This is a genomic window from Haloactinospora alba, from assembly GCF_006717075.1.
Taxonomy (GTDB): domain Bacteria; phylum Actinomycetota; class Actinomycetes; order Streptosporangiales; family Streptosporangiaceae; genus Haloactinospora; species Haloactinospora alba.
Map to the genome: position 1 here is coordinate 814,987 of NZ_VFQC01000001.1, position 15,749 is coordinate 830,735.

Here is a 15,749-nt window from a genome sequence, read left to right on the forward strand (position 1 = left end):
AATACTGTAAAATGATTATCGTGATGACATCGGAACAACGCCTGGCCGCGATCCAACGCCTCGGCCGCGCCCTGGCCGACCCCACACGCTGCCGGCTCCTGCTCGCCCTCCTCGACGGGCCCGGCTACCCGGCCAGGCTCGCCGAACAGCTCGGTCTCACCCGGCAGAACGTCTCCAATCACCTCGCGTGCCTGCGCGAGTGCGGTCTCGTCACCACGACCGCCCGCGGGCGGCAGGTGAGCTACGAACTCGTCGACGCCTCCCTCACCCACGCTCTGGAGGACATGCTGCACGTGGTCTGGGGTGTGGCCGAGGAACACGTGCCACCGGGGGACACGACCCCGGTGGGCGTCGACTAGGACCTGTTCGGTGGGCGCCTGTCCCACGGCGCGGCGCCCCGGCACCGCCGTGCCGTGTTCGGCCTCCTCAGTCGTGCCGGCGCGGCTCTGGCCGCGCCGCTCGTGACAGACGTCGCCCGCCGTGCGGGCGCGGTCCGCCGCGGCGCCGCGGCCCGACCCAACGGTTCCCCGTGACGGGCCTGAGGCGCCCCTGAGATTCCTCACCCCCACCCCCGAGAAACACCTGATCCGGGGAGTGCGGCGGATCTTTGTTCTATATCCGGACATATCCTGGCGGCTGCGTGCCCGCGACATCCGTGCGTCCCGTCCCGCACGACCAACGCGCCGCACCGCCCAGGAGCGCGGTGCCGTACATCCTTGCTGAGGAGAACTGACATCCATGTCCACCCCCACATACCCCCGTACCAGCGACCCGCCCGGGACTGAACCGGACCGGAAGGCACAACGCATGAGGGGGGACTCGTGAAACAGTTAGCCAGGCTCTCCCTCGGTAACCGGGCCCTGATCCTGCTTCTCACGATCGCGGCCCTCGTGTTCGGGGTGCTCGCCACCACATCGACGAAGCGGGAGCTGATGCCCTCCCTCGAGCTTCCGATGGTGATGGTCAACGCCGAGTACCGGGGCGCCGATCCCGAGGTGGTCGAGGACGAGGTCGCCGAACCGCTGGAACAGGCCGTCAAGGGTGTCTCCGGCGTCAACAGCTACACGTCCACCTCGAGCAACGGTTCCGCCCAGGTCGTCGCCGAGTTCGACTACGACGACAGCACCGAGGACGTGGTCCGGGAGGTTCAGCAGGCCGTCGACCAGGCCAGCCCCCTCCTGCCGGATGACGTCGACCCGGCCGTGCAGTCGTTCGGGTCGGACGACATGCCCGTGGTCATGCTCGCGGCCGGAGCCGGCGGGGAGAACGGTGACGAGCAGGAACTCGCCGAACCACTGGAAGAACAGGTGGTCCCGGAGCTGGAGTCGATCGACGGGGTGCGCGCCGCCACTGTGACCGGGGTGCGCGAGTCCACCGTGACCATCACCACCGACGAGGACGAGCTCGCCGACGCGAACCTCACCTCCGACGACCTCACCTCCGCGCTGGAAGCCAGCGGCATGCTGACGCCGGGCGGCGACATCACCGAGGACGGTAAGACCCTCACCGTCACCACCGGCGGGAAGCTGGAGTCGGTCGCCGACGTCGAGGACATCCAGCTGATCCCCGCGGGCGGCCAGGGTGGCCAGGGCGCTGGCCGGGCCCCCGAGGCCGGGACGGACGGTTCCGCGGGACAGCCGGAACCGGTCCAGCTGAAGGAGGTCGCCGACGTCGAGCTCACCACCGACGACGCGACCAGCATCACCCGCACCGACGGCAAACCCAGCCTCGGCGTCATGATCACCAAGACGCCCGAGGGCAACACGGTGGAGATCTCCGAGGCGGTCCAGTCCCAGCTCTCCGACCTCGAACCGCTGCTGGGCACGGACGCTGACATCAGCGTCGTGTGGGACCAGGCGCCGTTCATCAACGAGTCCATCACGGCGATGGGCGAGGAGGGCATCCTCGGGCTGGCCTTCGCCATCATCGTCATCCTGGTGTTCCTGCTGTCCGTGCGCTCCACCCTGGTAACAGCGGTATCCATACCCGTGTCGCTCCTTGTGGCGATGCTCGGGGTGCAGGTGTTCGACTACTCGCTGAACATCCTCACCCTCGGCGCGCTCACGGTGGCCATCGGTCGTGTGGTGGACGACTCCATCGTGGTGCTGGAGAACGTCAAGCGCCACATGAGCTACGGCGAGGAGAAGTTCGAGGCCGTTTACACGGGGGTGCGCGAGGTCGCCACGGCCATCACCTCGGCCACTCTGACCACCATCGCCGTGTTCCTGCCGATCGCGTTCGTCAGCGGTCAGGTCGGGGAACTGTTCGCTCCGTTCTCCGTGACCGTCAGCCTCGCGCTCGCCGCCTCGCTGCTGGTCTCCCTCACCATCATCCCGGTGCTGGCCTACTGGTTCATGAAGCCCCGCGCGGTCCCGCCCGAGGACATCGAACGCGAACGCGCCGAGCAGAACCAGCGTGAGCTGCGCACCCCGCTACAGCGGATGTACCTTCCGGTGATCCGCTGGACCACCCGGCACCGGGTCGTCACCCTGGTGGCCTCGCTCGCCATCCTCGTGGGAACCGGTCTGCTCGCCCCGCAGCTCAAGACCGACTTCCTCGGGGAGCAGGGGCAGAACACCTACTCCGCCACCCAGGAACTGGAGCCGGGAACGTCCCTCGCCGCCGCCAGCGACGAGGCGGCCAAGGTGGAGGACGCACTGGAGGACCTGGACTGGGTGGAGTCGTACCAGTCCTCCGTCAGCGCCGGCGGTGGCGGAGGCCAGATGGCCGCCATGACGGGCGGCGGCGCCGGAAGCACCCAGTACACCATCACCGCTGACCCCGACGGCGACCAGGAGAAGTACAAGGAGGAACTCCGCGATGTGCTCTCCGGCGTGGACACCGAGTCCGAGGTGAAGCTCCAGGACGCCGCCGCTTCCGGCGGTTCCGCCCTGGAGGTGGAGGTCAAGGCCGAGGACGCGGAGACGCTGGAGGAGGCCGCCTCCGACGTCGAGGAGGTCGTGCGCGACATCCCCGGCGCGGACGACGTGGAGAACAGTGTCGCGGTCGCCCAACCCGGCATAGACGTGGACGTCGACACCGAGGCGGCCGCCGAGGAAGGGCTGACCGAGGGCCAGATCGGCCAGGCCGTCTCCACGGCCTTCCAGGGAAGCAACGTCGGAACCGCCACGATCGACCAGACCCAACGGGACATGGTCGTACGCACCGACGAGGCGCCCGACAACATCGACGCGCTGAGGGGCCTGGAGATCGACACCCCCACCGGGGAAACGGTCGAACTGTCCGAGGTCGCCGACGTCGCGGAGGTGGAGCGCCCGCCGGAGCTGCACCGCGCCGACGGGGTGCGCAGCGCCACCGTCTCCGCCCAGCCCACGGCGGACGACCTCGGGAGGGTCAGCACCGAACTGAACCAGGAACTGAACAACATCGACCTGCCCGACGGGGCGACCGCCTCCCTCGGCGGGGTCAGCTCCGAGCAGAGCGAGGCGTTCCTGCAGCTCGGTGTCGCCATGCTGGCCGCGGTGGCGATCGTCTACCTGATCATGGTGGCGACGTTCAAGAGCCTGATGCAGCCGCTCATCCTGCTGGTGTCGATCCCGTTCGCCGCGACCGGGTCCCTCGGTCTGCTGCTGGCCACCGGCGTTCCGCTGGGCCTGCCGGCGCTGATCGGTCTGCTGATGCTGATCGGCATCGTCGTCACCAACGCGATCGTCCTCATCGACCTGATCAACCAGTACCGTGCCGACGGCGCGGACCTGGACACAGCGGTCGTCGACGGTTCGCGGCACCGGCTGCGCCCGATCCTCATGACGGCCCTGGCGACGATCGGCGCCCTCACGCCGATGGCACTGGGAATCACGGGTGGTGGAGCGTTCATCTCCCAACCGCTGGCGATCGTCGTCATCGGCGGGTTGATCACGTCCACGCTGCTGACCCTGATCCTGGTTCCGGTGCTCTACCGGATGGCGGAGGGCCGTAAGGAGCGCAGGGCCCAGCGTAGGGAGGCCAAGCGTCAGGCCAAGCTGGACGCGGCGCGGGCCAACAGCGAGGACGGTGGTTCCGCCGACCACGACAGCGGGGAAGCCCTGACCGGTCAGAACTGATCAGGACTGGTCAGAACCGACGGACGCGGGTGGAGCGACGGCCCTCGACGGTCCGCTGCTCCCGTGGTGGGGGCGTTCGGGTCCGAACGCCCCCACCACGGCCGTTGGAAGCCGGTTCCGCTCGGATGATTTGTTATTTCCTCTGAAGACGGGCAAGCTGCCCGTGACCACCACCGCTGTGCCGCGGGCGCGGGGTAAGGTCCCGCGGCGGGCCGGTGTGGGAGCAAGCCGTTCTAGCCCGCTGGGCCGGGCCTTTCACGAGGAGAAACCCATGAGCAGCAAGAACGACGATCTCGACGCCCTCGTACGCGCGGAGCTCGGCGACGAGCCGTCGCAGGAGGCCAAGGACTACGCGCGGGAGCTGTACGAGAAGTACCGGCTGCCGGCGACCGCTCCCGTGGAGCCGGAGGCGGCCGCCGACGACAGCGGTTCCGCCGAGAGCAGCGGTTCCGAGAGCGACACATAGTGCACGCGGCCGCCGGCGGACCCACCGCACGGCCAGTGACACGACCGGTGGGGCCTCCCCGGAGCGGGAGGCCTCCAGCCACCCGGGTCGCGCGCACTTACCACGTGGGGATGCCGGCCCGTTCCGGGGTTCGCCGGTGCTCTAGTCCCTGTTCGGTGGACGCGTGCGCGTCGCTCCAGCACCGCCTGGCGGCGTTCCCGCCAGTCGACGGAGGGCTCCGGTCCTCGGTTCTCGCCGGCGCGGCGCCGGCAGCGCCGCTCGTGGCGGACAGCGCCCACCGAACAGGGACTAGAGCTCTCCCGGGAGCGCGGCCTCGTCCTCCCAGACGAGTTCGAACCAGACGAGTCTTCCCATGCCGTCATGGCGCTTCTGCACACCCCACGTCGCCGCGAGGGCCTCCACCAGGTCGAGACCGCGTCCGTTCTCACTCACGTCGTAGGGATCGTGGTGCTGGGCGCGCGGCTGGTCCAGACTCCCCAGGTCCCGCACCTCGACACGACTCCAGTTCGGTGCCTGGTAGACAGTTACCTCGAACTTGCCTCCGGCGGCCCCGGAGTCGCTGTGGGTGATCGCGTTGGTCGCGAGCTCGCTGATGAGCAGCGTGGCGGTCTGGCACTGTGGCGAGTCGGACAGCACCCGTTCGACGAACCGGCGGGCGTGTTTGATCTGGCTGGCCATCCCCGGGAACCGGCGCCGCTCGGGAGGCCCTGGTGCGCCGCCCGGCAGGGTGGGGTGTCCGCCTCCGGCGTCGGCTGAGGACTGGTCCGGGTGGTAGGCGTGGTCCTCCGGGGCGGGGGCAGTGGTCCAGGTGTGCTCGCGGTCCTGCGAATGTGCCGCGGAGCTGTGGAACATGTACTGTTCACTCCCCAGTGGGTGGGTCTGCGCCACCACGGCTTCCCGTCGTGGCGTACGTGTCGGCGCGGTCGCTGCCCGAGGCGTCCGATGCCGTTGCGTGGGGTCACGGCGCAAGGGGGCGGCGGAAGACCGCTCGTGGGGCAGTGCGTGTCGGTTTGCGCGTTGGCGAGGTTCGCGATACTCGGGAGTGTATCCACGGACAGAATAGGCGGGTTCACCTCCCGTGAGCCAGGCGGGGGGCCGGAACTGCTCGGTCGCGCGACGCTTTGTTACTCTCTGTTCTTGTTCGGTCACATGTGATCGGTGTCCGGGTAGTGGAACGGTCCCGCCCTGTTCGGCGGACGCTGTCCGCCCCCAGCGGCGCGGTACCGGAACGAGGCGCGGCGGGGCGGGTATCCGTCGAACAGGGCCCTAGGCACAGTCGGCGATCCGTGGGTAACTGGGGGCGGGAGGTGATGCTGTGCCTGATGCTTTTGCGGCCATTTACCACGGTTTCACCTTCCCGAGCGGTGTTTCCGTCATGGTGACGATCGTGCCGCCTGTCGGACGGGGCCGGCCGGGAGCCGACGAGCTCGTTCCGGTCGGCCCTTCCTCGGCCGGATGGCACTCCCCGCAAGTGTTTAGGAGGATCCGTGTCCGAATCCGCGCCCCGTCGCCGCCTGCTTCCCCTGCTCGGACATAACGGTGGCAGGTCCCGGGCGACGTGCCGTTTCCGCTGCGGTGACGCGTGCTTTCACGACGCCCCCAACACCAGTGACAACCCCTACTTCGGCGACGTCCTCGCTGCCGCGTTGTCGCGCCGCAGTGTGCTGCGTGCCGGAGCGCTCGGAGCGGGAGCGTCCGCCGTCGGCCTGGCGGGGTTCGCCCCGGCCGCGGCCGACCCCACCAACGGGAAGGGCAACCCCCGGCTGCGTTTCGACAGCGTCAGCCCCAACACGGCGGACGCGGTGACGGTCCCGCAGGACTACGACCACAACATCGTGATCCGGTGGGGTGACCCCGTACTGCCGGACGCGCCCGACTTCGACTTCGAGAACCAGACCCCGGAGGCGCAGCAGAAACAGTTCGGCTACAACTGCGACTACGTCGCCTTCCACGAACTCGACGCGGACCGCGGACTGCTCTGGGTGAACCACGAGTACACCAACGAGTCCCTGATGTTCGCCGGCTACACGGACGGCAACGACGCCGGGGTGGAGCAGATCAGGGTCTCCATGGCCGCGCACGGCGGTTCGCTGCTCGAGGTGGAGCGCGTTCCGGACACCGGCGGATGGCGGCCGGCCGGGGGAAGCCGCTGGTTCAACCGCCGCGTCACCGCCACCACCCCGATCGAGGTGTCCGGCCCCGCCAGCGGGGACGAGCTGCTGCGCACGGAGGACGACCCCGAGGGCACCACCGTGCGGGGGATGCTGAACAACTGTTCCGGCGGTATGACCCCCTGGGGCACCATCCTCACGGGGGAGGAGAACTTCCACCAGTACTTCGTTGGTGGGGAGGGCGCCCCCGAGGAGGCGAAGGAGGCACTCCGGCGCTACGGAATCCCCGTGACGGGGGACACGCGCGAGGGGAACCGGCGCTTCGACCGAGCGGAGGAGCGTTTCGACCTCTCCCGCCATCCCAGGGAGGCCAACCGTTTCGGGTACGTCGTCGAGATCGACCCGCTCAACCCCTACGCTCCGCCGCGCAAACGCACCATGCTGGGCAGGTTCAAGCACGAGGCGGCCAACCCCCGCATCACCGAGGACGGCCGGGTCGCCGTGTACATGGGTGACGACGAACGCTTCGAGTACATGTACAAGTTCGTGAGCGACAAGCGCTACAAGCGGGGCGCGCACTGGCACAACGCCACGCTCCTCGACTCGGGCACGCTCTACGTCGCCCGCCTGAGCGGCAACAGCCCCGAGGAGGAGATCGACGGTTCCGGGGAGCTCCCCGAGGACGGCGGGTTCGACGGTTCGGGGACCTGGGTGCCGCTGTGCGACGCCACGCGCAGTTTCGTGGACGGTTTCACCGTCGCCGAGGTCCTGGTGCACACCCGCATGGCGGCCGACACCGTCAACGCGACCAAGATGGACCGGCCCGAGGACTTCGAGCCCAACCCCGTCACCGGCAAGGTCTACTGCGCGCTGACCAAGAACTCGGCCCGCTCCCCGGAGCAGGCCGACGAGCCCAACCCGCGCGCGCAGAACAAGTACGGCCACATCCTGGAGATCAGCGAGCGCGGGAACGACGCCGGCGCCGAGGAGTTCGGCTGGAGCCTACCCATCGTCTGCGGCGACCCCGAGGACGCGAGCAGTTACTTCGCCGGTTACGACAAGTCCAGGGTGATGCCGGTCGCAACGCCGGACAACCTCGCCTTCGACGAGCACGGCAACCTGTGGATCTCCACCGACGGCCAGCCCTCGTCGCTGGGGATCAACGACGGCCTGCACGCGGTCCCGATGCACGGGAAGTACCGGGGCGCCCTCAAGTCGTTCGCGACGGTCCCCCTCGGTGCCGAGTGCTGCGGACCGTTCATCACACCGGACCAGAAGACCGTGTTCATCGCGCCGCAACACCCAGGGGAGGGGGGAAGCGTCGAGGAACCGGAGAGTACGTGGCCCGACGGTGACTTCCCGCGCCCCTCCGTCGTGTCGATCTGGCACACCAAGGGCAAGGATGTGGGGTCCTGAGCGCGTCGCGGAAGGCGCGACAGGCACCGGAACCGGGCAGCGCGGAGAGGCGGCGCACCGCTGCGGGAGAGGTCTCTCCGCGCTGCCCGTGCCGTGGGATGATGTGTCCCATGGTGCGCGAAGCTGACGTTCCCCGGATCGATGTTCCCAGCGCGGGTGTTCACCACGCCGACCCGCAGCGTTACGACGGCCGGATGCCCTACCGGCGCAGCGGACGCAGCGGATTGGACCTTCCCGCCGTCTCGTTGGGACTGTGGCAGAATTTCGGCGACGACCGTTCTCTCGCCACCCAACGGGCGGTGCTGCGCCGGGCCTTCGACTTGGGAATCACCCATATGGACCTGGCGAACAACTACGGTCCCCCGCCCGGCGCCGCGGAACTCAATTTCGGACGGATCCTGCGCGAGGATTTCCGTCCGTACCGGGACGAGCTGGTTATATCCACCAAAGCGGGGTATCCGATGTGGCCCGGCCCCTACGGCAGCGGGGGGTCGCGGAAGTACCTGCTCGCCAGCCTGGACCAGTCACTGGCGCGCATGGGGCTGGACTACGTCGACATCTTCTACAGCCACCGGGCCGACCCCAGCACACCGCTGGAGGAGACGATGGCGGCGCTGGACACCGCGGTGCGGTCCGGCAGGGCGCTGTACGCGGGGATATCCTCCTACTCGGCGGAACGCACTGCGCGGGCGGCGTCGATCATGCGCGAGCTCGGGACCCCGCTTCTCATCCACCAGCCGTCCTACTCGATGGTCAACCGGTGGATCGAGGACCAGAACCTGCTGGGAACCCTGGACGACCAGGGAATGGGGTGTATCGCGTTCTCCCCGCTGGCCCAGGGTTTGCTGACCGACAAGTACCTCGGCGGCATCCCCCCGAATTCCCGGGCGCGGGTCGGAAAGGCGTTCTCCACGGACTGGCTGAGCGGGGAGAACCTGGACCGGGTGCGCGCGCTGGACGGTATCGCCCGCGGACGCGGCCAGACGCTGGCGCAACTGGCCCTGACGTGGGCCATGCGGGACGAACGGGTGACCTCGGTCCTCATCGGGGCGAGCAGCGTGGAGCAGCTCGAGGACAGCGTCGCGGCGGTGCACGGCCCCGCCCTTTCCGAGGACGAACTCGCCGATATCGACCGCCACGCCGAGGATCTCGGGGTCAACATCTGGCGCCGTTCCAGCGAAAGCTGACAGTGCCGTCGCCCTGCCCGGGGTGTTCCGGGCAGGGGCGGATATCCCTCCGGTGGGAAAAGTCCTCCGGTTCTCAGGAAAGACCCCTTATTTTCTCAGAACAGCCAGAAATCATGTGCGTATTGTGTACGACTGATTCCTCTCCAGAAAATCCGGCTCGTTGTGTTTTCTTGATGTGCCGGTGATTGTCTGGTGTCCCTCAGTACATCAGAATCGATGCAGCCGGGCGCCGACCGTGGTCCCGGTCACAATAGCTTCGGTTGTCGTCGGGAGCGGATCCTCACCGGTGGCGCGGGATGCATATCCCACGGACGCATGGGTGCGTGGTGCCGCTCGCCTCGGCGCTTCCGCGGATGCACCGTTGGTTCGGTTAACGCCGCCTAGGCGTCAGGTGGGAGGCTCGATTGGGAAAGTTCCTGGTCAGGAGATTGCTGAATTACGCCATCCTGATCTTCTTAGCGTCGAGCTTCGCCTATCTACTGGCCGCCACGGCTCTGGAACCGCGGGCCTATTTCGAGCAGAAGCAGCCCACCCCCAGCGAGGAGGCGATCCAGCAGCAGCTCACCGCGCTCAACCTCAGCAGCGAAACCCCCCTCGCGGAGCGCTACTACACCTGGGCGAGCGGGGTGTTCGCCGGTGACTTCGGCCAGACCATCAAAGGGGAGAGCGTCAACGAGGCCGTCGCCCGCAAGGCCGGAGTGACCATCCGCCTGATCGTGGCCGGCACCCTCATCGGCTGCACCGTCGGCATCGCCATCGGCGCCTACGCGGCGGTGAAGCAGTACCGGAAGTTCGACAAGGCCTCCACCTGGGTGGCGTTCACCGTCCTGGCGATTCCCACCGTGGTGATCGCCGTGACCCTCCAGACGACGGCGGTGTGGATCAACGACGCCGTGGGATGGCAGATGCTCGAATACGGCGGGGAGTACACCGCCGGTCTGGACGCCGGCTTCTGGGGGAGCCTGGCCGACCGCCTGCAGCACGCTATCCTTCCCACCCTGACGCTGGCGCTGACCCTGTTCGCCGCGTTCAGCCGCTACCAACGCAACATGATGCTGGACGTGCTCGGGTCGGACTTCGTGCGCACCGCGATGGCCAAGGGGCTCACCCGCAGGGCGGCCCTGCTGAAACACGCGCTGCGCACCGCGATGATCCCCACCATCACCTACTTCACCTTCACCTTCGGGGTGCTCCTGGCGGGAGCGACGTTCACCGAGAAGGTCTTCGGTTGGCACGGCATGGGCGCCTGGGTGGTGGACTCCATCGTGGACAACGACGTGCACGCGGTCGCCGCGGTCACCTGCTTCATGGCGGTGTGCGTCATGGCCGCCTCGTTCCTGTCCGACATCCTCTACGCGTGGCTGGACCCCCGGGTCCGGGTGGGGTGACCCATGCCGCTCCCCGTTCGCTTCCCGTCCGGAAGACCGGCCAGTAGCGGCAGGCGGCGCGTCGCCGCGGCCCGACACCCACTCGCGACCGTTGGAGAAGACCTATGAGCGTGTCCGCCGACCGCACGCCAGACGCCGGGGCCGACGAAACCCGCGTACCCGGCCGGTGGTCCGGTGTGTTCCACGAGATGCTGCGCACCCCCCGGGTCCTGATCGGGGCGGGAGTCATCGCCGTTCTCGCGCTGCTCGCCTGGGTGGGGCCGCTCGTCAGCCCGTGGGAGTTCACCGAGCGCGACATCATGGAGAAGTTCAGCCCGCCCTCGGCCGAGCACTGGTTCGGGACGAACAGCATCGGCCGGGACCTCTTCACCGTCACCATGGTGGGGCTGCAGAAGTCGCTTGTCATCGGCCTGCTGGTCGCCGTCCTCTCCACCTTCATCGCCGCCGTCGTGGGCGCGTTCGCCGGATACTTCCTCGGTGTCCCGGACAAGGTCCTGATGTGGCTCACCGACCTGATGCTGGTGCTGCCGAACTTCCTGGTCCTGGCGATCCTGTCGCCGACGCTGAGCGGCAAGGGGTGGCTCGTGTTCGTGCTGCTCCTGGCGATCTTCATGTGGATGGTCACCGCGAAGATGGTGCGCGGCATGACGATGTCGCTGAAGGAACGCGAGTACGTGCTGGCCGCGCGCTACATGGGCGTCTCCCACCCCCGGATCATCTTCCGGCACATCCTGCCCAACATGTCGTCGCTGCTGATCGTGGACGCGACCATCAACGTCAGCTCGGCGATCATCCTGGAAACAGCCCTGTCGTACTTCGGATTCGGTGTGCAACCGCCCGACGTGTCCCTCGGCACGCTCATCGCCGACGGGTCGAAACAGGCGGTGGCGTTCCCGTGGACCTTCGCCTTCTGCACCGGTCTGCTCGTCATCCTGGTGCTGGCGGTCAACCTGATCGGGGACGGCCTGCGCGACGCGCTCGACCCGCAGACCAAAGGCCGCTCCTAGAAGGATCGAGGACACTCAATGAACGACGTTACGACCGAGACGGCCCCCTCGGCGGAGCCCGCGCACACCGCCGACGGCCCCGTGCTGGAGGTCAGCGACCTGCGGGTGACGTTCCCGGGCGGCGGGAAGAACCCGGATGTTCCCGCGGTGCGCGGGGTCAGCTACAACGTCCACCGCGGCGAGGTGCTGGGGATCGTCGGCGAGTCCGGTTCCGGGAAGTCCGTCTCCTCGATGGCGGCCATGGGTCTGCTTCCCGACTACGCCGAGATCAGCGGTTCGATCAGACTCCACGGTACGGAACTCCTCCACCTGGACGACCACAGCATGTCCCGGCGGCGCGGGAACACCATCTCCATGGTGTTCCAGGACCCGCTGTCCGGTCTCACCCCCGTCTACACCGTCGGGGACCAGGTGGCCGAGGCGCTGCGGGTGCACCACCCGGACATGAGCCGCCAGCACGCCGCCGCCCGCGCGGTGGAGCTCCTCGACCTGGTCGGCATCCCCGACCCGCAGCAGCGCTACCGGGCCTTCCCGCACGAGTTCTCCGGCGGGATGCGCCAGCGCGTGATGATCGCCATCGCCATCGCCAACGACCCCGAGGTGATCATCTGCGACGAGCCCACCACGGCGCTCGACGTCACCATCCAGGCCCAGATCCTGGACGTGCTCAAGACCGCGCAGCGGGAGACCGGCGCCGCGATCGTGATGATCACCCACGACCTCGGGGTGGTCGCCGGGTTCGTGGACCGGGTGCAGGTGATGTACGCCGGTCGGCTGGTGGAGGCCGGCCCCGTCGAGGACATCTACTACCGCAGCCGGATGCCCTACACCATGGGGCTGCTCGGCTCGGTTCCGCGCCTGGACACCGACGACAACACCCTCATCCCCATCGAGGGCAACCCGCCCTCCATGACCGACCTCCCGCCGGGATGCCCGTTCGCGCCGCGCTGCCCCATCGCCGCCGAGGCCTGCGACCGGGCCGAGCCCGAGCTGGTGGGGGTGGGTCCGTCGGGACACCAGGCCGCCTGCGTACGCGCGGAGGAGATCGAGCGCAACGGGTGGACGGCACACGAGGTGTACCCCGTACCCGAGGTCCGTACGGACAGCCCGGACAGCCGCCTCCCGCGCGAACAGCGCGAGACCGTGCTGGAACTCGACGGTCTGGTCAAGCACCATGCGCTGATGAAGGGCGCCGTGTTCCGGCGCCGGGTCGGTACGGTCTACGCCGTGGACGGTGTCACCCTCGACGTCCGGTCGGGGGAGACCCTCGGGCTGGTGGGTGAGTCCGGCTGCGGGAAGTCCAGCACCCTCCTGGAGATCCTCAGGCTGGAGAAACCGCAGGCGGGCAGGGTGGTCGTGCTCGGGAAGGAGGCCGGCAGGGTCAGCGCCCAGGAGCGGTTCGCCATCCGCCGGGACGTGCAGGTGGTCTTCCAGGACCCCATATCCTCCCTCGACCCGCGCATGCCCGTCTTCGACGTCGTCGCCGAACCGCTGCGCACCCACGGTTACGCCGCTGACCGCGTCCGTTCCCGCGTCATGGAACTGCTGCGCCTCGTGGGGCTGGACGCGGAACAAGCCGCCCGTTACCCCCAGGAGTTCTCCGGCGGGCAGCGCCAGCGCATCGGCATCGCCCGGGCCCTGGCGCTGGAACCGAAACTGCTGATCCTGGACGAGCCGGTGTCCGCGCTGGACGTGTCCATCCAGGCGGGGGTGATCAACCTGCTGGAGGACCTGAAGACCCGGCTGGGCCTGTCCTACCTGTTCGTCGCGCACGACCTCTCGGTCGTGCGGCACATCGCGGACCGGGTGGCCGTGATGTACCTCGGCAGGATCGTCGAGGCGGGGGAGGTGTCCGCCATCTACCAGAACCCGGCACACCCCTACACCCAGGCGCTGCTGTCGGCCGTCCCGGTGCCCGACCCCGCCAGGGAACGGCAGCGGGAACACATCGTGCTGAGCGGGGACCTCCCCAACCCCGCCTCCCCGCCCTCGGGGTGCAGCTTCCGTACCCGGTGCCAGAAGTTCGCTGTCCTCGATGAGTCCGAGCGCGAACTCTGCCGTACCACGGAACCCGAGGTGGTGCCGCTGTCCGGTGGCAGCACCGACCACGGAGCCGCCTGCCACTACGCGGCGGCGTCGCCAGTCCTGTGACCTCCCGGGCGCGACCGCGTCCCGGATCCCCCGACGAGACAGGAAACAGTGAGGAGACGCCCAATGAGAACCCCACGCGCGGTGCGACTCACCGCCCCGCTCCTGGCCCTGGCGCTGGCCGCCTCGGCGTGCGGTGGCGGTGACGACGACGGCGGCAGCGAGAAGAGCCTGGACGACATCGCCGCCAAGGACATCAACGCCACCGACCGCGAGAACATCGAGGACGGCGGCACGTTCAACTGGGGACTGAACGAGTACCCCACCCAGTACAACATGTTCCACCCGGACGGGAACCTCGCCAACGTCCACGAGATCGCCGCCTCCGTCATGCCGGTGATGATGGACTTCGACGAGTCGGGCGAGGCCAGCCCCGACCCGGACTACGTCGAGTCCGCCGAGCTCAGCGACGACGGTCTCACCCTCACCCTGCAACTGAACCCGGACGCCGAGTGGTCCAACGGCGAACCCATCACCTGGGAGGACTACGAAGCCCAGGCCATGACGGTGGGCAAGCACCGCGACGACGCCGACGAGTTCAAAGTCGGTGACAGCACCGGCTACGATCTCATCGAGTCGGTCGAGGAAGGCTCCGACGAGTACGAGGCCGTGCTGGAATTCGAGTCGCCCTACGCCGAGTGGCCCGGCCTCTTCGACCCGCTGTACCCCAAGGAGTACATGACGGACCCGGAGAAGTTCAACGAGGGCTACAAGAAGGACTTCCCGGTCACCGCCGGGCCGTTCGGCGACGTCGAGTTCGACGACACCGCCGAGAACGTCACCGTGAACAAGAACGGGGACTGGTGGGGCGACCCGGCCAAGCTGGACGAGATCATCTTCCACGGCTACGAGAACGACGCTCTGGCCAAGGTCTTCGACAACGGGGAGATCGACGGGTTCCACCTGGTCACCGACGCCAGCGCCTACGAGCGCCTGAAGGACAAGGACGGGGCGCGGATCACGGAGGCGGTCGACAACTCGTTCCGGATGCTGTCCCTCAACGGCGGTGAGGGCACAACCCTGGAGAACCCCGAGCTGCGCAACGCACTGATCCACGGCATCGACCGTTCCGAGCTGGCCGGTGCCTCCCTGGATGCCATCGACTGGCCGAGCGACCCCACGGCGAACCGGATGCTGCGCTCCAGCCAGACCGGCTACCAGGACAACAGCGAGGGCTACGGGGAGTACGACCCCGACAAGGCCAACGAGATGCTGGACGAGGCCGGCTGGACCCGCGAGGACGAGGACAGCGTCCGCACCAACGAGGACGGCGACAAGCTCGCGATCGACTGGGTCGTCGTCTCCGGCCTGCAGGCCGCCCAGGACGAGGCCGAGATCGCCAAGACCCAGCTCGACAAGGTCGGCATCAAGGTCAACATCGAGAGCGTGCCCAACAACGGCTACTTCGACGACTACATCCGGCCCGGCAAGTACGACATCGCGACCTACTCCCTCGTGAGCACCAACCCCTATGCCGGGGACTCCGCGGAGAACTTCACCGGACCGCACGGTGAGGACGACAACGGGGACCCGGTCTGGGGCAACAACCTCGCCTTCACCAGCACAGACGAGATCAACACGAAGTTCGAGGAGCTGGCCGAGGAAACCGACCCCGAGAAGTACGCCGAGATCGCCAACGAGATCGACCGCGCGCTGTGGGAGCACGGCATGGCGGCCCCGCTCTTCCAGCGCCCCGGCAACTACGCGGTGGACGCCGAGCTCGCCAACTGGGGCGGGTTCGGTCTCGCCTCCACCCACTACGAGGACATCGGCTGGGAGAAGTAGCCCGGAAACAACCGGCCCGTCCGCGTGACAGCATGACCGCGTGCCCGCCTCCCCGCCGGGAGCGCGGGCACGCGCGCGTTCCCGGCGGGGGCGCGCTCCCAGGCCCTTGGCGGGACCGGCAGCGTGCCCCCGCCGGCCCGACTACGTAAACTGCTCCTCCACAGGCTGTAATTCGAC

General features: G+C 68.4%; 10 protein-coding genes. 9 read left to right on the forward strand and 1 reads right to left on the reverse strand.

What is annotated here, in order from left to right:
* The first annotated feature begins 11 nt into the window (after positions 1-11).
* From cmtR to FHX37_RS03850, 3 genes are all read left to right on the forward strand, one after another.
* Positions 12-359, forward strand: a complete 348-nt coding sequence (cmtR, locus tag FHX37_RS03840; protein WP_281288274.1) for a Cd(II)/Pb(II)-sensing metalloregulatory transcriptional regulator CmtR — start codon at positions 12-14, stop codon at positions 357-359.
* A gap of 462 nt (positions 360-821) precedes the next feature.
* On the forward strand, positions 822-4,064 hold the full coding sequence (locus tag FHX37_RS03845) for an efflux RND transporter permease subunit (protein WP_141922171.1): 3,243 nt from the start codon (positions 822-824) through the stop codon (positions 4,062-4,064).
* Positions 4,065-4,335: 271 nt separating this feature from the next.
* Positions 4,336-4,530, forward strand: a complete 195-nt coding sequence (locus tag FHX37_RS03850) for a hypothetical protein (protein WP_141922173.1) — start codon at positions 4,336-4,338, stop codon at positions 4,528-4,530.
* 288 nt (positions 4,531-4,818) lie between these two features.
* On the opposite strand, the gene FHX37_RS03855 is transcribed toward FHX37_RS03850, so the two are convergent.
* On the reverse strand, positions 4,819-5,382 hold the full coding sequence (locus FHX37_RS03855; RefSeq protein WP_141922175.1) for an ATP-binding protein: 564 nt from the start codon (positions 5,380-5,382) through the stop codon (positions 4,819-4,821).
* Between the two features lie 635 nt (positions 5,383-6,017).
* Between FHX37_RS03855 and FHX37_RS03860 the strand changes: the two genes are divergently transcribed.
* The 6 genes from FHX37_RS03860 to FHX37_RS03885 all read left to right on the forward strand — a co-directional run bounded on the left by FHX37_RS03860 (position 6,018) and on the right by FHX37_RS03885 (position 15,572).
* The gene (locus tag FHX37_RS03860; protein WP_141922177.1) at positions 6,018-8,057 is read left to right on the forward strand and encodes a PhoX family protein; all 2,040 of its coding nucleotides are present in this window, start codon (positions 6,018-6,020) and stop codon (positions 8,055-8,057) included.
* Between the two features lie 110 nt (positions 8,058-8,167).
* Positions 8,168-9,244 (forward strand): L-glyceraldehyde 3-phosphate reductase, encoded by a 1,077-nt coding sequence (mgrA, locus tag FHX37_RS03865; RefSeq protein ID WP_141922180.1) that lies wholly within the window; start codon positions 8,168-8,170, stop codon positions 9,242-9,244.
* Between the two features lie 404 nt (positions 9,245-9,648).
* Entirely contained in the window at positions 9,649-10,632 is a 984-nt protein-coding gene (locus FHX37_RS03870; protein WP_141922181.1) for an ABC transporter permease, read from the forward strand.
* Between the two features lie 104 nt (positions 10,633-10,736).
* Entirely contained in the window at positions 10,737-11,639 is a 903-nt protein-coding gene (locus FHX37_RS03875; protein ID WP_141922182.1) for an ABC transporter permease, read from the forward strand.
* Between the two features lie 18 nt (positions 11,640-11,657).
* On the forward strand, positions 11,658-13,790 hold the full coding sequence (locus tag FHX37_RS03880; RefSeq protein ID WP_141922183.1) for a dipeptide ABC transporter ATP-binding protein: 2,133 nt from the start codon (positions 11,658-11,660) through the stop codon (positions 13,788-13,790).
* Between the two features lie 63 nt (positions 13,791-13,853).
* Positions 13,854-15,572, forward strand: coding sequence for an ABC transporter family substrate-binding protein (locus tag FHX37_RS03885; protein WP_141922185.1), 1,719 nt, complete (start codon positions 13,854-13,856; stop codon positions 15,570-15,572).
* The last annotated feature ends 177 nt before the right edge of the window (positions 15,573-15,749 follow it).